The organism is Polaribacter tangerinus, from assembly GCF_038024095.1.
GTDB classification, from domain to species: Bacteria; Bacteroidota; Bacteroidia; order Flavobacteriales; family Flavobacteriaceae; genus Polaribacter; species Polaribacter tangerinus.
Genome location: NZ_CP150668.1, coordinates 118,330 through 141,336 on the forward strand (window position 1 = coordinate 118,330; position 23,007 = coordinate 141,336).

Genomic DNA, 23,007 nt, shown 5'->3' on the forward strand with positions numbered 1-23,007 from the left:
TATTGTACTTTCTTAAAATAGTTACTAATGAAATTTCCTAAAGTTATAGATTGCGTTATTTTTGATATGGATGGCGTAATTATAGATTCAGAAGAAATCCATAAAAAAGCGTATTATAAAACTTTTAATTCTTTGGGAGTCGATGTGTCAGAAAGTTTGTACAAATCTTTTACGGGTTCATCTACTTTAAATGCATTTCAAAAACTAGTAACCCATTTTAGTTTATCGGAATCACCAGAAGAACTAGTGTTACAAAAACGTAAAACGTACGTGCACTTTTTCGAAAATGATCCAACTTTGAGTTTGGTAAAAGGTGTAAAAGAAATAATAATGTATTTGCATAGTAAAAACATCCCTCTCGTTTTAGCATCATCATCTGCAATGGTAAATATAGATAGGGTTTTTAATCGCTTTGAATTGAATGATTATTTTACAGCAAAAATAAGTGGTGCAGATTTAAAAGAGTCTAAACCACATCCCGAAATATTTAATAAAGCAGCAAAGTTGGCAAATGTTATGAACCAAAACTGTGTTGTTATAGAAGATTCAGATAATGGAATAAAAGCCGCTAACGAAGCAAATATTTTTGTATTCGGATTTAAAAATCCGTTATCGGAAGGGCAAACATTAGAAAACGCAAATGCGATAATTAATAATTTTGAAGCCTTAAAAAATTACATATAATACTACTGGTAGGTAACTTTATCAGCATAAATTAAAAAAGCTCAAGAATAATTTCTTGAGCTTTTTAAATTTCTATCTTCTACTGTAATTCGGTGCTTCTTTGGTTATGGCAACGTCATGCGGATGACTTTCATTAATTCCGCTTGCCGTTATTCTTACAAATTGACCGGTTTCTTTTAGAGTAGCAATATCTTTTGCACCACAATATCCCATACCAGCTCTTAAACCGCCAATAAATTGATGAATACTTTCAAAAAGTTCGCCTTTGTATGGAACTCTACCTACAATTCCTTCTGGTACAAGTTTTTTAATATCTGCTTCTACGTCCTGAAAATATCTGTCTTTAGATCCTTGTTTCATAGCTTCAACTGAACCCATACCTCTGTAAGACTTAAATTTTCTTCCTTCATAAATTATTGTTTCTCCGGGAGACTCTTTAGTTCCGGCTAATAAAGAACCTAACATTACAGCATCTGCTCCTGCGGCAATTGCCTTTGGAATATCTCCCGTATAACGAATTCCACCATCTGCAATAACGGGTACACCACTTCCTTTAATAGCTGCAGCCACTTCTAACACTGCAGAAAATTGAGGAAAACCAACTCCTGCTACAACTCTTGTGGTACAAATAGAACCTGGTCCTATACCAACTTTTACAGCATCTGCTCCTGCCTCTACTAAGTATTTTGCTGCCGCAGCAGTTGCAATATTACCAACAACTACATCTAACTGTGGAAATTTCGATTTTACCTCTTTTAAAACAGTTACAACCCCTTTTGTATGGCCATGTGCAGTATCAATTATAACGGCATCAACACCAGCATTTACCAATGCTTCTGCTCTTTCTACGGCATCACTTGTAACTCCTAATGCAGCGGCAACTCTTAACCTACCAAAAGTATCTTTGTTGGCAATGGGTTTTTGCGTAACTTTTGTAATATCTCTAAAGGTTATTAATCCTTTTAAAGAGTAGGCATCATCAACAATTAGTAATTTTTCAATTTTATTTTTTTGTAGAATTTTTTCGGCATCTTTTAAAGAAGTACCAACAGCAGCAGTAATTAAATTTTTGCTTGTCATTACCTCTACAATAGGTCTATTATTATCATGCTCAAAACGCAAATCTCTATTGGTAACAATTCCTTTTAAAATTCCGTTTTCATCAACAATAGGAATACCACCAATGCCGTGTTCTTTCATGTAAGATTTTGCATCAAAAACAACCGCAGAAAGTGGTAATGTAACAGGGTCTAAAATCATACCAGACTCTGCACGCTTTACTTTTCTTACTTCTAGAGCTTGTTGCTCAATCGTCATGTTTTTGTGTAAAACACCAATACCACCTTCTCTAGCAATTGCAATTGCTAATGCAGATTCTGTAACTGTATCCATAGCTGCAGAAGCAATGGGAACGTTAATAGTAATGTTTCTGGTAAATTTAGTTTGAATGCTTACTTCTCTGGGAAGAACTTCAGAAAAAGCAGGAACCAATAATACATCATCATAGGTTAATCCTTCTCCAATAATTTTGTTGTCGTGTGCTGTCATGTTGCAATTAAGATATAATTGCGTACAAATTTACAATTATTTATTGAAATTTTAAGTAAATAAAATTTAAGATATTTTATTGTATCTACTTGTCCAACAATAAGCACTAAAATTTTTACCAGAGGCAATCCAATAAAAAAAGAACATACCGATAATTCCTTTTACATAAAATAGAAATAAAACAGCAATATGCCCAAAGTTAGACATGTCTCCATAAAATAAATTTTTGGTAATAAAAGTTCCTAAAATACTAGCAAATAAAACAGCAAATAATAAATTTTCTACATTTTTAATAGCCCAAAACTTTGCTTTTCTTAGTGGATGTAAATCTCTGCCCCATTTGTGTATTAAATAATAGTAACCATTTCCCATGGGTGCAAATAAAAGCGGATCATCTGCTTCTTTTAATGTGAATAATTTAGAAGGTGCAATAATTTTAAAACCATCTAAAACAGTATTATGTTCCTCTTCTAATTTATTTATTTTAGCAATAACTTCTTGTGGATAATCTCCTTTAAAATATTTAGTATCTAAAAAACGTAAACGATAATCTACACAGATTTTTTCTATTTGAGAGATATGAAAAATAGCATCTGTAGAAACCTTGTCTATATTAAAAAAATTTTGTCTTCTGTTTATTGGCGATTTCAAAAGTCTTACCAAAACGGAATCTTGCTGTACATCAATTTCATCAAAAATAGTTTGCACCCAAGAAAGTGTGTTAATAGAATTGGTTTGTTTGCTTCTAATTTCTATTAGTTTTTTATGAATATCTATAGGTTGTAACATATGCCAAAAAATTTTTATAAAGATAATACAGAATTGTTTTTTTTCAAAATATCATACCTTTTTACATGTATTCAAAATCATTATAAATAAATATACTTAGTTTGTATATTCTTATAATACAGTTTATTAAAATTTAAGGGCTAGACCGAGGTAGTAATTTCTTGGTGCTGATGGAATAATTCCAGGTCCGGGATAGCCTGTTGCCCTCCTTGTAAAATAGGAACTATTTAGTAAATTGTTAATTCCGGCTTCTAATTTTGCAAATTGATATTTATAAGAGGTAGAAAAATCTAAAATACTGTAAGCTGGAATTTCTCCTGTTACTCCACTTATACTTCCGCCAACGGCATTAGTTGCATCTGAAAACTGACTAGATACATAAGAGTATTGAAGACTACTTAAAAAATTATTATATCCAAAACGAATACCTGTTTTAATATTTATTTTCGGAACAAATTCAACAGCATTACCTACCACTCCACTAATTTCCGATTTGGTATATTCAGAATTTATAAACGACGAGTTTATGAAAAAGTTAAATACGTAGTTTGTATTTAACGCAAGTATTTTTTTTAAATTAAAATCTATGATACTTTCGATACCTAAAATTCTTGCATCTCCAATATTATTTCGCTCAGCCTTTCCGTCTGTCCTAGTATAAATATTTATTCTATCATTGTAAAAAAGACCAAATATATTGGCATCATAGGAAAAATAATTTTTAAAATTCCCTCTAAAACCGGCATCAAAAGTATAGCCTTTTTCATCTGAAATGTTTGGTGATATTTCAAAAGCAGGATTTGCAGTACTAATATCTGAAAATGTTACAGATCTGTAGTTTTGAGTAATGTTACCGTAAAACTCTGCTTCTTTTCTTATCTTATAACTCGTTCCTAAACCCAAAAGAATAAATGTTCTCTTATTTATTTCGCTTTCATTTCTTAAATTTTCATTGATTACATTTCCTGCTGCATCGGTAATAATGTCTTTTATAATCTCGTCCCTTTTTGTGTTGATGTACTCAGCTCTAAAACCAGGTGTAATTGATAATTTATTATTGATGTAAAAAATGTTTTCTCCAAATACAGAAATATTTAAATTAGGAAATAAACTCTCTGACTGCCTCAAGTAGTTGGGATATTCTTCTAGTTGCATTGAAAAATTGGCATCGTTTCCATTTGTTCCAGGCCCCTGCCTGTTTGTATTGTTAGCTTTGTAAAATTTTGAACCTATTAAAAATGTTGCCTTTTTATTAAAAACAACATATTTACTTAATAAACGAGTTTCTAAGCCATAATTATTAAAAGTTCCTTTAATCAAATCCCTTTCGATACCAATATCTGGCTGATTAACTCTATTTGTTCTAAACCCTAGTGCATCTCTCGAGGCATCTAAACCAAATAAATTAAAAGAAAAATTAGTATGTTTATTAAACCTATGTTCCCATTTCAAACTATACAACAACCAATTTACCTGAAACCAATTTCTAGATCGGTTGGTTTGATAAGGATTTTCTCTAAACATTCTATCTGTCAATCCACCTGCTTGTTGTGCTAAATAATCTAAATAAGTGAATTCAAGAGATATTTTACTGTCATCATTAAGTTGATAACCAATATTAACGAAAAAATTTTGCGATTTAAAATTTGAGTTTTCTCTAAAACCATTTCCTTTCTTAAAGTTTGCAAACGTATAATAACTCCATTTACCAATTGTATTGCTTACACTTGTAAAGTTTGTTAACAAACCAAAACTACCTGCTGTATTTCTAAAGACAATTTCTCGTTTTTTAGTTGGTTTTTTAGTAACAAAATTTACCAACCCACCAAATTGAGTTCCATACTGTAAAGACGCTGCACCTCTAATAATTTGAATTTCTTCTAAACTTTCGGAAGCTGGTGTGTAATAACTTTCTGGATACCCAAGTACGTCTGCACTAATATCATAGCTATTTTGGCGTGTGTTAAAATTTGCTGTTCTGTTAGGATCTAATCCTCTACCTCCTATATTTAATTGCAATCCTGCATCATCGTTTTGATAGATATTTAATCCGGCAATTTGGTTAAATATTTGCCTTGCATTATTGGTTGCTAAGTTTGCAGTAGATTGATTTACCAAAATCACTTCTGTTTTTTTTCCAGCATAAATTGCTGTTCCTTCTACGTCTTTTAATCTTTTCAGTTCAAAAATTTTTTCTTTCCTTGCTTTTATTTGTATTTCCGACAAATCGTTTGAAAAGTTTTCAAGAACAATATTTAAATTCGAATACTCTTTGTTGGAGAGGTAGACTTTTTTAAATCGATACTCTTCTGCGTAAAAAAATAATTGAATATTGTCTTTACTTGTATAAAAACTAAAAGTTCCTAAAATACCCGTTTGTGCTAATAAGTTTCCATTTTCATCATAAATTTGGACTTTATTAATCGTTTTTTTTGTTTCATTTACTACAGTACCAGTAATTTGATATTGACTGTACATACTTGTAAAAATGAATCCAAATAAAAAAATGGATAGGTATTGTTTCATAAATTATAGTCCTTTAATTTTAATTTCAGATGAAAATGGAATTATCCATTTTATAGGTTTAAAAGATCTTTTTTCAGCATATAAATTTACAGTGTTATCAATAAATCTAGTACTTAAACGTCCGTTTAAAGCCACGTAACTTTCTGCGAAAACAGCTATGTTTTTATGCCCTTGTTTTTTAAAGTGATTACCTAAAAAGTGAGCATACTCCAAAATAAAATCTGGCTGAAAACTCATTTGCTTTTCTTGAAAAGTTGTTAAAAAATCTGAATTATCTACTGTAAAAGAAGTGTTTTTTTTGGTGTCTACTATTTTAAAATTTGTACTTCCTGCTTTTTCCATTAACATCACACGCCAAGAAAAACGATATCCTTGTTCATTCCAAAATAATTCTCCAGGATACAAAAGATAACGCCATGGAAACATTATTTGAATGATAAAGAAAATACATAAAACGGTTTTAGTAATTTTTTGTCTACTATTTGAAAGCTTTAAAGTAGAAATACTTTGTATTTTTTTTCTAGTGATTAAAATATTTTTAGTTAAAAAATTAATTATTTTTTGATGAAAACTGTTCTCAAAAAAAATAAGTGTAGCAATAATCATTATATAAGGAAACATACCAATAGGAAATAAAACTCTTGTAAAAACATGAAAAAACACAACTGCTATAAAAGCCATGTTTCGAGTTTTTTTGTAAAGTAGTAAAAAAGGAATTGTTAAGTCGTACAACATCCCAGACCAACTCATTGCATAATGAAACCAATTTTGTTGCATAAACGTTTCTCCAATTAAAGGGATATCGAACTTAGAAGGTAGCCAAATCTTTAAAGGCATAGCTCTAAGTAGCCAATCGGAATTTAATTTTGCTAAGCCAGCATAAAAATATACAATAATTAATAGTAACTTTATGCTATCTATAGACCATTTCGGGACTTTTAAATACTTTTTACCGTTTAAATAGGCATCTAAAGAAAAATAAGCATTAGCCGGTAAAAAAATGAGAAGAAAACTTACTAAATTAATAAAGTAATAGTGATTTAAATAGGTTGTTTTATCCATTAACTCAATATACAAGAAGGATAAAAAAAAGATAATTGTGGCGAATCTATATTTATATCCAATTGCAATAAAAATTGCAGATAACCCACAAATTAAAAAAATAAAATAAGTGTAATTACCTATAGGTTTTATAAATTCTAACCCCAAATAAGAAAAATGAAATTTGGGTAAGAGATATAGTTTTTCTATCCAGCCATTTATCCAAAAACGTAACATACTTACAAACATTAACAGCCCAAAAAGCAAACGAAAAATTGCTAATGGGGCTGTATTTGTTTGTGTATTAAAATTATATTTTAATTTAGATATCACTTTAATAAAACCTAATCTTTAGTGTTTTTTTTAATCGCCGTCTGCATCTACATAATCAACACTTATATTAAATGTCTGTATCATATCTACTTTCATTAAGACCACGTTTTTTTGTAGTTCGTCATACGCTTTTGTCATGGCAACATTGTCTGAGTTTATTTGTATAGAAAAGCTATTGTTTAGTTTTTCTATAGCTGTTTTTGCTATTGTAAATTGATTACTAATACTTGTTGCTAAATCATTTCTATTTAACGTAATTAAGTAATCATTAAATCCTAGTCCTTTCGTATTTTTACCAAAATGTTTTCCTTCAAAAAGATTTTGTACAGCTGAAAGCGCTTCTAGAGTTAATTCTTTAGAAACCGTATTATTGTAAAAAGCTTCTACTTTTTGGGGTAAAGGTGTCGAAGAAAAAATACCAGATGGAATTCCGATTTTATTTGCTCTTAGTCCTTTTTCGTAATAAAAAATGTAATCATTTACTAATTGATTTACTGAACCAGACAGTGTATTTACTGTATTATTAACAAATACATTTCGTTGTTCTTTAAAATCTGTAACTACAATATTTGTAAGAGAACTCATTTGCGCTATAACATCATAAAGGTATTTCTTAAAGTTCTCCTTATTAGTATCTATAGTATATTTTTCTATTATTTTACTATCTGAATTGTCAAGACCAAATAACAGATAATCCAATGCAGGAAAACCTTGAGCGTCGTGGTTATTAGCACTATTTAAGTCGTAACTGCCATTTTTAATATTATCATCAATATCGGTAACAGTTACCGGATAAATATTTATGTGGAATTTGTATAGAATTTCATTTGCTTTACCAATATTATACATTTCTATATGTTGCCAAGATTTGTAAGCAGTTAGCCAAGAATTTCTTAATGATTCTAAATTAGCAATATTTGGATTATCTATAAAAGCATTTCCTTCAGTTTTTAAGAGCGCCATTTTAGAACTAAAGTCTTCATAAGCAGGAATAATAATATTGTCTGCTATATTTGTTAACATTCCTTTTCTGTCGAAGCTATCTTTAAGAACTGGATTTTCTTCTTCAGTTGATGAACATGAGCTCAGAATAAAAAGTGTAATAATTACGGGGAATATTTTTTTAAACATAACTTAAATGTGTTGAATTAAAAATTATCTATACGAAAGTTTTTTTGTTAATTAAAAATTAACTACCAGCTTGCTCCAAAGTGAAATTAAATTTTGCTGAAATTGCTGTAGCCATATCATCTAGTGTTTTATTAGTTACACTCCAAAAACCGTCTTCTTTCATGAGGGTATTTATAAAGTTATCTACTTCAGATTTTGAAAAATAAGGCATATTTGTGTTAGGATTGTTAGTAAATTGTAGACTATAAATAAAACCAAAACCTTCAGATAAATCATGAAAAGCAGTTCCCTTATCATTTGCTAACGTTGCTTTTGCGACCTGTAAATAGTATACTGCTCTAATTCCTATAATTTCAGATATTTTTTCCTTTAAAATGGCAATTTGATCATCTCTCGTTATGTAGTCTTTCGCAACAATTGCTGCTCTACCCAATTTAAAAGCATTATAAATATCATCTGCAATACCTTTAAAATCTGCATCTCCCTCAACTCTATTTAAATATTTATTTAAATAACTATCTACATTTAAAATAGGAGATTCAATATTCGGTTCATTACCATACATGTAGCCAAATGCTTCATCCCATTTATGCTCCATATTCGTGTAGTTTTTTCCACTTACTAGAACATCTCCGTTGTTATCAGTTATGTTTGTACCAGCATCTAAAACAGCCTTACTTAGGTAGTTATTTAATATTTGATCTGTCATAAGTGCTCCGATTAATCCTTTCACAAAAGCTTGATCATACTCTAAACCCTTTGCATTTACCCATCGAACTGGTCCGCCACCAGCTTCTTGAAGTTGTCCAGCAACACCTTTCGAAGCATTGTTGTTCCAGTATGGAAAAACATTATTTACTTGCCCAATAATCCAAGAATCAAAATCAGCTTTTATAGCTTGTGAGTCAGTAGTATTTGAAGAAAATAAATCTGTTGATGCAGCAACTTTACTTCTAATATTTTTAGATGATAAATTTAAATTTGATTCTTTAAAGTTATTCTCTCCAGCTTCATGAGAAAATTTACCTGCTAATGATGATATATCTTCTTCTGTGGGTTTTAAAAATGCTTTTGCCAATTCATCTCCCATTCTTATTCTAGAAGTTTGACCAGGAAAACTAACTGTACTTTCTCCGTTACGCTCAAATTTATAGGTATTTGGAGCAATTGTTGTTATGTTTTCATTACTACTATTGCAAGCGAATAATACACTAGAAATTGATAAAATAATAAATACTTTTTTCATTTTATTAAGATTAATTATAAATAATATTTTTAAACTCATGCAAATATAAATCGTAAAACGGATATTAACAAGATTTATTTAGAATAAATAAAAATAAAATTCAAATCAATTAATTATGAGATGGTTAACTATTAAGGTTTTATAATAAGTACAACTAATTTTCTAATATCTTCAGCATTTTCATTTTTTTGGAATATAAATAGCTATTAGTTCACTATTATTTTTAGATAAGAAAGGAATACAAAACCTATTATCAAGTAATCTAAAAAAAAAATATTATAAATTGTTTGTGAATTTAAAGGAGCTAAATTTACATACCAAGATTCATGTTTATTGTCAATTAAATACCTTATAAATAGGTGCTTGTGTCTCTATTTTTTTACCATAATCTAAAGCGCGTTTTAACAGTTCTAATTTTGGGAAGCCTACACAGGAACTTTTGTTTTTAAAGTAATTTATAAACTACAGTAAGTTGTAAAGATTCCAAAAAAATCACATAATATAAAACTACACTCCATTAAAAACCTCCAAAGCCTTGTTATAAGCACTTTCAAAACTCATAGGTTTTATGTTAGTATCTACTTTTTGAGCTGTAAAATAAGATAATAATTTTTCTGTAGGCATATTACCAGTTAATTCATCTTTTGCCATGGGGCATCCTCCATAGCCTTTTATGGCACCATCAAACCGATTACAACCAGCCAAAAAAGCGGCATTTACTTTCTCATGCCATTTATTTGGTGTGGTATGCAAATGTGCGCCAAACTCTATAGATGGGAAAGCAGGTATTAAATTCGAAAATAAGTATGATATTTCTTTGGGAGTAGAAGAACCTATAGTATCAGATAATGATAAAATTTTCACTCCCATTGTGGCTAATTTTTGTGTCCATTCTCCCACAATATCAACATTCCACGGATCACCGTAAGGGTTACCAAACCCCATAGATAAGTAGGCAACAACCTTTTTATTTTTCTTGTCTGCTAAAGAAAGTATTTCTTCTAAAGTAACAATAGACTCTGCAATTGTTTTATGAGTATTTCTCATTTGAAAATTTTCTGATATAGAAAATGGATATCCCAAATAATCAACTTCTTCAAACTGAACAGCATCTTTTGCACCTCTAGTATTGGCAATAATAGCCAACAATTTACTAGCAGTATTTGAAAGGTCTAATTTTGATAAAACAGCGGCTGTATCTCGCATTTGTGGAATGGCCTTTGGCGATACAAAACTTCCAAAATCAATAGTATCAAAGCCAACTTTTAGTAACGAGTTAATGTACAATGCTTTTTTTTCAGTGGAAATAAAATGAGATTTTATTCCCTGCATTGCGTCTCTTGGGCACTCAATAATTTTGACTTTTTTCATCAATTCAAAGATATAGAAACAAACCGATTCTTAAAATAGATTTTTTGCCAAATATTGCTAAACTTCTTCGTTCGCTTACATACTTAAAATAAGTAAAGAAATATTTGTGCAAATTATTCGAAACATACATTTGTAAAAAGAGAATTATTAATAACTCTACTCGCAAATATTTTAAACTATTATAAGATTACTTTGGTTAAAAAGGACTAATTTTTACCATAAAATTAGAATGGCAATACACACAAAAACAACAATTTGTGCCCATTTAAAAAAAAATCCGATTTTAGAATATTTATTTATAAAATTAGTTACTGTACTTCCTAAAAGTGCGAAACTACCAAACACTACAAAAGACACGGTTATAAAAATTACCCCAAGTATAAAAAACTGAATTGTAGTACTTAAGGTGTTAGAAAATAAAAATTGAGGAAAAAGTGCTAAGAAAAATAGCGTAACTTTTGGATTTAGAACATTCATTAAAAATCCCTTTTTAAATAAACTAACGGCACTTTTTTTCGTAACATTATCCGAATTTAATACAATTGTAGCATCACTCTTATAAACAGAATAAGCCAAAAAAATAAGATAACAAGCACCTATTATTTTTAATGAATTAAAAAGAAAATAGTGTTGTTGTATAATTGCAGAAACACCAAAAGCAACCAACGATGTATGAACTAAACAACCAAACATAAGACCAAAAATAATAGCAAAACCTTGTTTTTTTCCGAATATAATACTTTGCGTTAACACAAAAATATTATCTGGCCCAGGAGACATGGCCAAGATTGTAGTTGCAAAAACAAAGGTAAATAGTGTTTCTAACATTTTATGGCAACTAGTCAATCATATTTTTTAAATAAAAATCTTCTACTTTTTTTCTGGCCCAAGGTGTTGTTCTAAGAAATTTTAAACTAGATTTATAGGTAGGATTATTTTTAAAAGCATTAATATTTAATAAATAACCAAGCTCATCCCAACCATATTCTAAAAATAGCTGTTCTAACATGGTTGCTAGTTTTATGCCGTGTAGTGGGTTGTTAGGTTGTTCTTTGCTCATAATAATATCCGAAAGTTTAAATAATTAAATTGTTCTAAATCACAAAAATACAGTTTCAAAAATTGATGTAAAAGTTTATGTGTCAATTTAAAAATATAAGAGAATTAAAAGGTGAAAAACATTCTTCATATTATATAGTGTAAAGTAATGGCTAATTATGATTTTTTCAATAATTTAGCTAAAAATTTTAGAAATAAACAATCAATGAAAAACATAGCATTAAATGATGTACATATTGCTCTTGGCGCAAAAATGGTACCATTTGCAGGTTTTAATATGCCTGTTCAATATGAAGGTGTAACTATAGAACATAATACGGTTAGAGAATCTGTTGGTGTTTTTGATGTTAGCCATATGGGAGAGTTTTTAGTAAGTGGAGAAAATGCCCTAGCTTTAATTCAAAAAGTAACTTCTAATGATGCTTCTAAACTAGCTATTGGAGATGCTCAATATAGCTGTTTTCCGAATGAAGAAAATGGTATTGTTGATGATTTAATTTGTTATAGAATTAAAGAAGATACCTACTTACTAGTTGTAAATGCCTCTAATATAGAAAAGGACTGGAACTGGATTTCTAAGTATAACCAAACTATTAAAGCAGATATAAAAAACATATCAGACAATTATTCTTTATTAGCCATTCAAGGACCAAAAGCCATTGAGGCAATGCAACCATTGTCTTCCTTAGATTTGGCAGATATTCCGTTTTATAAATTTAAAATAGGAGATTTTGCCGGCATAGAAAACGTAATTATTTCTGCAACTGGTTATACAGGTTCTGGTGGTTTTGAAATTTATTGTAAAAATGAAGAAGTTGCCCAAGTTTGGACTAATGTTTTTAAGGCTGGAAAGAAATTCGGAATCAAACCGATAGGGTTGGCAGCAAGAGATACTTTGCGTTTAGAAATGGGATATTGCCTATATGGAAATGATATAAATGACAGCACTTCTCCTATTGAAGCGGGTTTAGGATGGATTACAAAGTTTACTAAAGATTTTGTAAACCACGAAGCATTGGCTCAAGAGAAAGCAAATAAACCATCACGTAAGTTAGTAGCTTTTGAATTAGATGAACGAGGTATTCCTAGACATGGATATGATATTGTAGACGAACAAGGTAATATTATTGGAAATGTTACTTCAGGAACTATGAGTCCGAGTTTGCAAAAAGGAATTGGTTTAGGATATGTACCTTTAGCATTTGCAAAATTAGGAACTAAAATTTTCATTCAAGTTCGTAAAAAAGCCATACCTGCAACATTGGTTAAACTTCCTTTTTATAAAGGATAAAGTATAAACGTATTAATAAAAGCCTCACAAAAGTGGGGCTTTTAATTAAAATTTTCATCCCAAAATATAAAACCTCATTAAAGCATGAATTGTTTGTTAACAGGTAGCTCAGGAATAGTTGGTAGTCACATAATGTTTGAGTGGATTTACAAAGCATTAGTAGAAAAAACTGTAAATCATTTATTTGTAGTAATAAGAAACAACAAAAAACCTGCAAAAGATAGATTGTTGGCGATTTTAAATGACAGCTCCAGACCTCATTTTTTAAATGATTTTTCTATGGCAGATTGTTTATCAAAAATAACCGTTATCCCATCAGATTTATCAAATATCAAAAAACAAACCTTAGAAAAATATAACTTTAGCACTGTAATTCATTGTGCAGGCTCCACTAGCTTGCAACATACCACAGATTCTAAAGAAAAAGTACAACATCAAAACTTTAATGTTACCAAGCAATTATTAACTGAATTACCGCACAATGTAAAACGATTTTTGTACATAAGTACAGCGTATTCATTCGGAATACAAAAAGATAAGGTAACCGATACAATTGCAAATTTTAAGGTTCAAGAGTTTAGAAACCCTTATGAAAAGTCTAAGTACGAAAGTGAAAAATATGTTAGCGAAACCTGTGCCAAAAAAAATATTATATCTCAAATATTAAGGCCTAGTATTATTTGTGGTAGACTAATTGATGCTCCTTTTTTTGAAACCCCAAAGTTTGATGTATTTTATGCGTGGGCAATTTTTCTAAATAAGTATGCTCGTAAAGCATCTTCAGATTTTAGAATTTGGATTGATCAAAAAAGTGGGTTAAATATTGTGCCTGTAGATTTTGTAGCCAAAGCAGTATTACATGCTTTTTTACAACCTAATATTAAAGAATTAAATATTGTAAACCCAACGCAAATACTACATAAAAATTATGTAGGAGATGTGTTACGATACTTTAAAATTAATGCTTTTAATTACGTTTCGGAAAGGCCAGAGAACTTAAATAATTTCGAGCAATTGTATTATAAAACTATTGGGGTAGTTTTCGAAAAGTACATTTCTGTTCCAGATTTGCAGTTTCAATCAGAAACTATTTTAAAGTTTATAAACCAACTAAATTTGAGTACTAACTTGGGGGTACATGAAAACTTTATGAAACTTATAGATTTTTCTGTGAAAAAAGAATTTAAAAGTAGTTATGCTTAAACCTATAATTTAAAATTTAATCGTTGGATTCGTTAACCCAAATAGTATTAGGAGCCGCAGTAGGAGAAGCTATTTTAGGAAAAAAGATAGGTAACAAAGCAATGCTTTATGGAGCTATAGCAGGAACAATACCCGATTTAGATTTTTTATTTTCCTATTTTACAGATACTGTAACTGCTCTAGAAATTCATAGAGGTTTTACACATTCTTTATTTTTTTCTTTATTCTTCTCTCCTATTTTAGGAATTCTGGTAAGTAAATATGAAAAATACAAAAGCGTAAAAGAATGGAGCCTACTTTTTTTTCTAGGCTTTTTTACTCATGCACTTTTAGATGCGCAAACGAGTTGGGGAACACAATTGTTTTGGCCATTTGAAATGCCATTAGAATTTAAAAATATTTTTGTAATCGATCCATTATATACATTACCTTTTTTAGTTTTTTTATGTTTAGCGATGAAACAAAATAGAAAATCAAAAAAGCGAATGATATACAATTACCTGGGTATAACCATAAGTAGTTTATACCTTTTACTTACCATCGTTTTAAAAGGAATTTCTTACAATACTTTTACACAAGAATTGAATTCTCAAAATATTCGTTACAAAGAAATTAAAACGAAACCTACCCCTTTTAATTCTGTTTTGTGGAGTGCAAATGTAGAAACTGATAGCTCTTTCTTAATAGGATACAGCTCTTTTTTTGATAAAAAACCAATATACTTTTCCGAATACCCTAAAAATCATCATTTGTTAGGGAATTTGGTAAATCACCCAAAAGTTCAACGAATGATATCTATTTCTAAAGGTTGGTTTACCATAAATAAAATTGGCTCAAACTTGTATTTTAACGATTTAAGATTTGGACTATTAAGCATACAACCAAATGCTAAAAATTTTGTTTTCAAATACAAAATTGACATCGATAAAAATGGCACTCCCTATTTTATTGAAACCACCAAAAACAAATCTGACGGAAAAAAACTCTTAAAAGACTTAATACAGAGAATTTCTGGTAATTAGTTAACCTTTATAAATAAAAAGCAAAAAAATACCCAAGTTCTCACTTGGGTATTTAAAAATATGTAAGCTTTGTAAACTATACCAAAGTAGCCGCAACTTTTTTGTAAACGCCGCTTTCTAACTTTTCTCTAATTGATGAAAAAGCAGTAATTGTCTCTTCAATATCTTGCTGAGTGTGCGTGGCAGTTGGTATTAATCGTAAAATAATTAATCCTTTAGGAATTACTGGGTATACAACAATCGAGCAAAATACACCATGGTTTTCTCTTAAATCATTTACCATTGCCATGGCTTCTGGAATATCACCTTTTAAAAAAACAGGTGTAATACATGTTTGCGTAGTTCCTAAATCGAAGCCAGCATTTCTTAATCCAGATTGCAATGCGTTGGTATTTTGCCAAAGCTTTTCTTTTAATTCTGGCATAGTTCTTATCATGTCTAAACGTTTCAACGCACCTTTAACCATTGCCATTGGTAATGATTTTGCAAATGTTTGAGAACGCATATTGTATTGTAAATACTGAATTACATCTTTATTTCCTGCTAAAAAAGCACCAACACCAGCCATAGATTTTGCAAAAGTGGCAAAATAAACGTCTATTTCGTCTTGTACACCTTGCTCAAAACCAGTTCCTCTTCCATTTTCTCCGAGTGTACCAAAACCATGTGCATCATCAACTAATAATCTAAAATTATACTCTTTTTTAAAAGCTACAATTTCTTTCAGTCTACCTTGCTCTCCTCTCATACCAAATACACCTTCAGAAATCACCAAAATACCACCGCCTGTTTTCTCTGCCATTCGAGCAGCTCGTTTAATGTTTTTCTCAAAACTCTCCATATCGTTGTGCTTAAAAACAAAACGTTTTCCTGCATGTAAACGAACACCATCTATAATACAAGCGTGCGTATCCATATCGTACACAATAATATCGTTTTTAGAAACCAAAGCGTCTATTGCAGACATAATTCCTTGATAACCAAAATTTAATAAATAAGCTTTTTCTTTACCAACAAAATCTGCACATTCTTGCTCTAACTGTTCATGAAGTGGTGTATGACCAGACATCATTCTTGCTCCCATTGGGTAGGCCATTCCGTGAGTTAAGGCAGCTTCTCCATCTACTTTTAATACTTCAGGATGATTTGCCAAACCTAAATAGTCATTAATACTCCAAGTAATTACCTTTTTCCCATTAAAAGACATTCTATTAGAAATAGGCCCCTCTAATTTTGGAAACACATAATATCCTTCTGCTTGTTCTGCCCATTTTCCTAAAGGGCCTTTATCTTTAACTATTCTATCGAATAAATCTGTAATCATTTTAAACTGTTTTTGAAGACAACAAAGTTATGAAATTTTAACAGTCTTTCAAATTTATAAACGGTTCTTTAGTAAGTGAATTATTCTATAAAACCTTGATTTTTCATCCAAGTATTGCTGTAAACTTTATTAATATATTTTACACCATGATCGGGTAAAATTACTACTACCACACTATTTTTATCAAAATATTGTTGTGCATTATATTGTATGGCCGCTTGTATTACGGCACCACTTGTATAACCACAAAAAAGTCCTTCTTTTTTTAGAAGTGATCTGGTTGTTAAAGCTGCTTCTTTGTCAGAAACTTTTTCATACACATCTATAATATCAAAATTAGTGGCTCCCGGAATTAAGTTTTTTCCTAATCCTTCAATTCTGTATGGTTTTATTTCATTTAAATCTAGTTCTTTGGTTTCATGATATTTTTTTAAAACAGAACCAATGGCATCTACGCCTAAAATTTTAATATTTTTATTTTGTTCCTTTAGATATTTACCTGTTCCAGAAATGGTGCCTCCAGTGCCACTTGCAGCAATTAAATGTGTTATTTTTCCTTGGGTTTGTTTCCATATTTCTGGGCCAGTAGTTTCGTAATGCGCCTCTATATTTAAGGCATTAAAATACTGATTAATATAAACGGAATTCGGCGTTTTTTTCTGAATTGCTTTTGCTACTTCGTAATAAGACCTTGGGTCTTCTGGGGCTACGTTTGCAGGACAAACATGCACTTCTGCTCCCATTGTTTTTAATAATTCTATTTTGTCTTGAGATGATTTATTGCTTACTGCCAAAATACATTTATAGCCTTTAACCAAACTTATCATGGCTAAACTAAAACCTGTATTTCCTGAAGTAGTTTCTACAATGGTTGCTCCTTCTTTAAGTATTCCTTTTTTTTCTGCATTCTCTACTATATGAAGTGCTATTCTATCTTTTTGAGACAAACCAGGGTTAAATGATTCTAATTTTGCAAAGAAAGTACCTTTTAAATCTTTGGTAATTTTTTGAAGTTTTACAAGCGGCGTCTCTCCTATTAAATCTAAAATACTATTGTTTACTTTTTGATGATTCTTCATTGAATTCCTTTCATTAAAAAAACCTCACATAATATAAATACGTGAGGTTTTTCTTTATATCGAATACAAAAATAATATTTCGAACTGAAATAAAAAAAATGATTACGTAAAATAGCTACAAGTCTAATTTATTTTCTAATGCTAAAATAAAAGTAAATTCACGAGCTAAATCCTTTAAAGAATCGAACCTGCCAGATGCGCCTCCATGTCCTGCACTCATATCGGTTTTTAAGAGTAATAAATTGTTGTCTGTCTTTAAATCTCTCAATTTAGCCACCCATTTTGCAGGTTCCCAATATTGTACCTGAGAGTCGTGGTAGCCCGTTACTACAAGCATATTCGGATATTTTTGTGGCAAAACCTGGTCGTAAGGAGAATAGGACTTTATATAATGGTAAAACTCTTTAATATTCGGGTTGCCCCATTCGTCATACTCGCCTGTGGTTAAAGGAATACTTTCATCTAACATTGTAGAAACCACATCTACAAAGGGAACTGATGCTATGATACCGTTGTACAATTCTGGATTCATATTTACAATTGCTCCCATTAACAGACCACCAGCAGAGCCTCCCATTGCGTACAAATGTTTTGGGGAAGTATAATTTTCTTTAATTAAAAACTTACTACAATCTATAAAATCGGTAAAAGTATTTTTTTTATGAAGCATTTTACCTTTTTCATACCAATCTCTCCCTAAATATTCACTCCCTCTAATATGAGCAATTGCATACACAAAACCTCTGTCAAGAAAACTTAATCTTGTTGTAGAAAAAGAATCTGGAATCGTATAACCATACGAGCCATAACCATATAAAATTAGAGGTGTATTGGCGTTTAAATTGGTTTTTTTATGATATACAAGAGAAATGGGTACCTTTTTCCCGTCTCTTGCAGTTGCCCATAATCGTTCGCTTTTGTAGTTTTCTTTATTAAACTTACCTCCTACTACTTCTTGTTCTTTTTTGACTTCTTTAGATTTTGTTTTCATATTAAAATCTATAATAGAAGCTGGTGTTGTTAAAGAAGTGTAAGAATATCTAATTGTGTTTGAGTTAAAATCAGGATTATTATAAACACCAACAGAATAGGTTTCTTCGTCGAAAGGTAAATAATAATCTTCTGTACCATCCCATTTAATTACTCTAATTTTACTTAATCCGTTGGTTCTCTCCTCTAATACTAAAAACTCTTTAAAAATAGAAAAACCCTCTAAAAGTGTATCTTTTCTGTGCGGTATTACAGAAACCCAATTCTCTTTTTGTGCATTTGAAACTGGCGCTTTCATTAATTTAAAATTAGTAGCATCGTCTTTATTTGTTAAAAAATAAAAATCGTTTTCAAAATGGGCAATACTATATTCTAAGTCTCTTTCTCTTGGTTGAATAACGGTAAAGTTTCCAGTAGGAAAATTAGCGTCTAAATACCTGCTTTCACTAGAAACAGTGCTGTCAGAACCAATAATAATATATTTATTAGATTTTGTTTTGGTCACATACACATTAAAAGTTTCGTCTTTTTCGTGGTATACTTCTACATCTTCGGATGTTGGTGTACCTAAAACGTGTCTGAACACCTTTTCACTCCGTAAAGTTTCTGGATTTTTTTTTGTGTAAAAAAATGTCTTATTATCATTTGCCCATGCAGAATTTCCTGAAGTATTTTCAATTATATCCTTATAAATTTCTCCCGATAACAAATTTTTTACCCGTAAAAAATATTGTCTTCTACTTACTGTGTCAGTAGCAAAAATGGCTAGTTTATTGTTATTTGATATATTTAAACCTCCTAACTGAAAATAATCGAATCCTTTGGCCATTTCATTGGCATCGAACATTATTTCTTCTGGGGAACTTTCTGTTTCTTTTTTTCTACAGTAAATTGGATATTGCAATCCTTTTTCATAACGAATGTAATAGAAATAACCATTGTCCTTATTTGGCACAGTGCTATCGTCTTCTTTAATTCTACCTTTCAATTCTTCAAATAATTGAAGCTCGAATTTCTTGGTGTGCTTGGTTACCTCATCGTAATAATTATTTTCTTGCTCAAGGTAATCAATTACCTTTTTTGTTTGTGCATCTTTTACTTCGGCAAGTTTTTGATGGTCAGACAATCGCATCCAAAAATAATTGTCTACTCTTACATCGCCATGCTTTTCTATTTCGAAGTATTCTTTTGCTGCTAGAGGCAGTTTTGCATCGGTACTTTTCATTATTTCTATTTTGAATGGCAACAAAAATAAGACTATTAACGTAAGAAATATCAATAAAAATTATCATTTTTACTACTTCGCAATTCTTTTAAATTTATGTAATTTTGACAATAATTTAAAAAACTATAAAACATGTTTGGAGATATATCGGGAATGATGAATAAGCTTAAAGAGGCTCAAAAAGAGGTAGAAATTACAAAGCAACGTTTGCATTCTGTTTTAATTGATGAAACTTCTGCAGATAAAAAAATAAAAGTAACCCTAACAGCTAACAGAGAAATTAAAAATATATCTATTGATGAATCTTTGTTAAGTGATGCAGAAGAATTAGAAGATTATTTAATTTTAACGTTAAATAAAGCGATTGAAAAAGCAACAAAAATTAATGAAACAGAAATGGCTGTTGCTGCAAAAGCAGGAATGCCTAATATACCAGGAATGGATATGTTTAAATAAAATAACGCACATTTTAACAAAAAAAGTTTTTTCTAAAAACAACAATAGTACCTCTGTTACAGAGGTATTTTTACATACACAAATTACACCCTAATTATTATGAAAAAAGACCTTAAAAAAAAGAATTCAAAGAAAATTATAAAATGGGCAATTTCCATAGTAGTTGGTATGTTTATTTTATTAGCAATACTTCCATTTTTATATAAAGATAAAATTGTTGCTTTGGTCACTAAAACTATTAATAACAACATTAATGCCACCGTTAAATTTGAAAATGCAAGCTTAAGTTTATTCAGAAATTTCCCGAAAGCTACTTTGCAAGTATCTAATTTAAAGGTTATTAACAAAGCACCTTTTCTGGGAGATACATTAGCTGCTATAGAAACGATAGACATTAGTTTAAAAATAAGCGAACTATTTAACAAGGCTTCTCAACCTTTAAATATTAGAAGTATTACCGCAAATAACGGAACTGTAAATATTATTTTTAATAAAGACGATATAGGTAATTTTAATATCGGAAAAGAAACAAAAAATACCCAGCAGCAAGATAAATCTTTAACGCTGGCAATAGAAAACTATGCTCTTAATAACATGATTTTTAATTATTTTGATGAGAATTCTGGAATGAAAATGAACATCGAAAATATTGAACATTTTGGCAAAGGAAACTTTGAAAAAGATATATTAGACTTAACAACAAGTAGCACAGCCAACATTTCTTTTGAGTACGATAATATAAATTATTTAGATCGTATTCCTGTAAAATTAGAGGCTATTATAGGAATAGATTTAAACAATTATAAATTCACTTTTAAAGAGAATACAGGATATATAAATCAATTACCTCTTTCTTTTGATGGTTTTATTCAACTTTTGGATGATAAACAACAATATAATTTGGTTTTTAAAACGCCTACTTCTTCTTTTCAAAACGCATTGGCATTAGTTCCCAAAAAATATCGTGGTAATTTATCTGGGATAAAAACATCAGGTAATTTTGATGTTGTTGGAAACGTAAATGGAATTCTTTCTAACGATGAAATACCTAAATTTAATATTTCAATTACTGCGAACAATGCAAGTTTTAAATATGATGATTTACCGAAATCAGTTAACAATATTAATATAAATTCAGAAATTATAAATGATAGTGGTCTTTTAAAAGATACAAAAATAAAAGCTGGAAAACTAACATTTAAAGTTGATGAAGATACATTTTTAACATCAGGATATTTACACAATATTACAACAAACCCAATAGTCAGCCTAGCATTAAAAGGGACTTTAAACTTAGGGAACTTCCATAAAGTGTATCCTTTGCCAAAACAAAGTGAGTTAACGGGTATTTTAAACACCTCTATTCAAACGAACTTTAATATAGAGGCAGTTAAAAATAATAACTTCAAAGAAATTAAAAATATAGGAACAATAGCCGTTTCTAATTTTAAGTATTCGGGAGTGCAAGTTGCGAATCCATTTTTTATTACGAACACTACTCTAGCGTTTAACACCAACACTATAAATTTAGAAGAATTTAATGCAAAAACAGGAGCATCTGATTTCTCTCTACAAGGAAATATTGAGAATTTTTATGGTTTTTTGTTTTCTGATAAAAAGCTGAAAGGAAATTTTAATCTAACTTCAAATAGTTTTCGTATTGATGATTTCTTATCTAAAGAAATTGCTAAGAATGATGTGGAAAACACCCAATTAAAAATACCAGATTTTTTAGATATTTCTCTAAAAGCTTCTGGTAATTCTGTAACTTATAACGGACTTAATTTAGCCAATTTTAAAGGGGCCGTTTTTCTAAAAGAAGAATCGATTCAATTACAAAACATAGAAACCAATATTTTTGGTGGTCAAATAGGTTTTGAAGGGATGATTTCTACTAAAACCAATAAACCGAATTTTTCTATGGATTTAAATTTTTCTAAGCTCAATATTTTAGATGCTTTTGAAAATCTAGAGATGCTAAACGCTATTGCTCCACTGGCAAAAAGTATTGCTGGAAAAATAGATGCAACAGTAAATGTTTCTGGAAATTTATCAGAAAAAATGACGGTAGATTTAAACAGTATTTCTGGAGGTTTTTTTGGTAAATTATCTGATACAAAATTACAACCAAAAAACGCTAAACTATTACATTTTATAGATGATAAAATAGATTTTATTTCGATAGACAACTTAAATTTAAATGATATAAGTGCTAACTTAACTTTTAAAAATGGTGAAGTATTTATAAAACCATTCGAAGTAAAATATAATGATATTTCTATGATGCTATCTGGAATACATCGTTTTAATAACACTTTAAATTATGAAATAATTTTTAATGTTCCACCAAAATACTTAGGAAAGGAAGTAGAAACAATTTTAAGTAAATTGAATTCTAAAGAGTTAGAAAAAATAAAATACGTACCAATTCACACAAGTTTAACAGGCAGTTTTTCTAATCTTAATTTTAAAACAGATGTAAACGATGTTTCTAAAAAATTTGTAAAATCTATTTTAGATAATCAAAAAAATGACCTCTTAAATTCAGGGAGAGAAAAAATAAAAAATGTATTAAATGGAACTAAAAATAAGGATAGCTCAAACAATAGTTACTCGAAAGGCAAAGTCAAAAATATTTTGAATCGTTTTTTACAAAAGAAGAAAGACACAAACAATTAATCAAAAAAAA

At 29.9% G+C, this 23,007-nt stretch carries 18 protein-coding genes; 6 read left to right on the plus strand and 12 right to left on the minus strand.

All coding sequences use genetic code 11. The features are described 5' to 3' along the window. The first annotated feature begins 27 nt into the window (after positions 1–27). Entirely contained in the window at positions 28–684 is a 657-nt protein-coding gene (locus WHD54_RS00520) for an HAD family hydrolase (protein WP_088322722.1), read from the plus strand. A gap of 72 nt (positions 685–756) precedes the next feature. Here WHD54_RS00520 and guaB read toward each other — a convergent pair whose 3' ends face one another. The 9 genes from guaB to WHD54_RS00565 all read right to left on the minus strand — a co-directional run bounded on the left by guaB (position 757) and on the right by WHD54_RS00565 (position 11,729). Further along, on the minus strand, positions 757–2,232 hold the full coding sequence (gene guaB / locus WHD54_RS00525) for an IMP dehydrogenase (RefSeq protein ID WP_088322723.1): 1,476 nt from the start codon (positions 2,230–2,232) through the stop codon (positions 757–759). Between the two features lie 66 nt (positions 2,233–2,298). Beyond that, complete coding sequence (locus tag WHD54_RS00530; RefSeq protein WP_088322724.1) at positions 2,299–3,021, minus strand: hypothetical protein; 723 nt, start codon at positions 3,019–3,021, stop codon at positions 2,299–2,301. Positions 3,022–3,147: 126 nt separating this feature from the next. Next, positions 3,148–5,499: a TonB-dependent receptor gene (locus WHD54_RS00535; protein ID WP_233130949.1), complete on the minus strand. Its 2,352-nt coding sequence runs from the start codon at positions 5,497–5,499 to the stop codon at positions 3,148–3,150. A gap of 51 nt (positions 5,500–5,550) precedes the next feature. Next, entirely contained in the window at positions 5,551–6,921 is a 1,371-nt protein-coding gene (locus WHD54_RS00540) for an HTTM domain-containing protein (protein WP_394364870.1), read from the minus strand. A 30-nt stretch (positions 6,922–6,951) separates the two neighbouring features. Then, positions 6,952–8,052, minus strand: a complete 1,101-nt coding sequence (locus tag WHD54_RS00545) for an imelysin family protein (RefSeq protein WP_088322726.1) — start codon at positions 8,050–8,052, stop codon at positions 6,952–6,954. Positions 8,053–8,110: 58 nt separating this feature from the next. Beyond that, positions 8,111–9,298 carry a DUF4856 domain-containing protein gene (locus WHD54_RS00550; protein WP_088323334.1) on the minus strand — a complete coding sequence of 396 codons (1,188 nt, stop codon included), beginning with the start codon at positions 9,296–9,298 and terminating at the stop codon, positions 8,111–8,113. A gap of 507 nt (positions 9,299–9,805) precedes the next feature. Next, the gene (locus WHD54_RS00555; protein WP_088322727.1) at positions 9,806–10,669 is read right to left on the minus strand and encodes a hydroxymethylglutaryl-CoA lyase; all 864 of its coding nucleotides are present in this window, start codon (positions 10,667–10,669) and stop codon (positions 9,806–9,808) included. Between the two features lie 213 nt (positions 10,670–10,882). Beyond that, on the minus strand, positions 10,883–11,497 hold the full coding sequence (locus WHD54_RS00560) for a LysE family translocator (RefSeq protein WP_088322728.1): 615 nt from the start codon (positions 11,495–11,497) through the stop codon (positions 10,883–10,885). Positions 11,498–11,507: 10 nt separating this feature from the next. Then, a complete protein-coding gene (locus WHD54_RS00565) occupies positions 11,508–11,729 on the minus strand; it encodes a VF530 family DNA-binding protein (protein ID WP_088322729.1) in 222 nt (73 codons plus the stop codon). Positions 11,730–11,933: 204 nt separating this feature from the next. Between WHD54_RS00565 and gcvT the strand changes: the two genes are divergently transcribed. The 3 genes from gcvT (at position 11,934) to WHD54_RS00580 (ending at position 15,244) form a co-directional block, all read left to right on the plus strand. Then, positions 11,934–13,019, plus strand: coding sequence for a glycine cleavage system aminomethyltransferase GcvT (gcvT, locus tag WHD54_RS00570; protein ID WP_088323335.1), 1,086 nt, complete (start codon positions 11,934–11,936; stop codon positions 13,017–13,019). Positions 13,020–13,103: 84 nt separating this feature from the next. Beyond that, complete coding sequence (locus tag WHD54_RS00575; RefSeq protein ID WP_088322730.1) at positions 13,104–14,222, plus strand: SDR family oxidoreductase; 1,119 nt, start codon at positions 13,104–13,106, stop codon at positions 14,220–14,222. A gap of 23 nt (positions 14,223–14,245) precedes the next feature. After that, the gene (locus WHD54_RS00580) at positions 14,246–15,244 is read left to right on the plus strand and encodes a metal-dependent hydrolase (RefSeq protein ID WP_088322731.1); all 999 of its coding nucleotides are present in this window, start codon (positions 14,246–14,248) and stop codon (positions 15,242–15,244) included. A 76-nt stretch (positions 15,245–15,320) separates the two neighbouring features. Here WHD54_RS00580 and WHD54_RS00585 read toward each other — a convergent pair whose 3' ends face one another. The 3 genes from WHD54_RS00585 to WHD54_RS00595 all read right to left on the minus strand — a co-directional run bounded on the left by WHD54_RS00585 (position 15,321) and on the right by WHD54_RS00595 (position 19,862). Continuing rightward, positions 15,321–16,565, minus strand: a complete 1,245-nt coding sequence (locus WHD54_RS00585; RefSeq protein WP_088323336.1) for an aminotransferase class I/II-fold pyridoxal phosphate-dependent enzyme — start codon at positions 16,563–16,565, stop codon at positions 15,321–15,323. Positions 16,566–16,648: 83 nt separating this feature from the next. Beyond that, positions 16,649–17,647, minus strand: coding sequence for a PLP-dependent cysteine synthase family protein (locus WHD54_RS00590; RefSeq protein WP_088322732.1), 999 nt, complete (start codon positions 17,645–17,647; stop codon positions 16,649–16,651). Between the two features lie 115 nt (positions 17,648–17,762). Beyond that, positions 17,763–19,862, minus strand: coding sequence for a S9 family peptidase (locus tag WHD54_RS00595; RefSeq protein ID WP_088322733.1), 2,100 nt, complete (start codon positions 19,860–19,862; stop codon positions 17,763–17,765). 132 nt (positions 19,863–19,994) lie between these two features. Between WHD54_RS00595 and WHD54_RS00600 the strand changes: the two genes are divergently transcribed. Together WHD54_RS00600 and WHD54_RS00605 are read left to right on the plus strand one after the other, a co-directional pair. Continuing rightward, positions 19,995–20,318, plus strand: coding sequence for a YbaB/EbfC family nucleoid-associated protein (locus WHD54_RS00600; protein WP_088322734.1), 324 nt, complete (start codon positions 19,995–19,997; stop codon positions 20,316–20,318). Between the two features lie 99 nt (positions 20,319–20,417). Beyond that, a complete protein-coding gene (locus WHD54_RS00605; RefSeq protein WP_088322735.1) occupies positions 20,418–22,997 on the plus strand; it encodes an AsmA-like C-terminal region-containing protein in 2,580 nt (859 codons plus the stop codon). Positions 22,998–23,007: the final 10 nt, after the last annotated feature.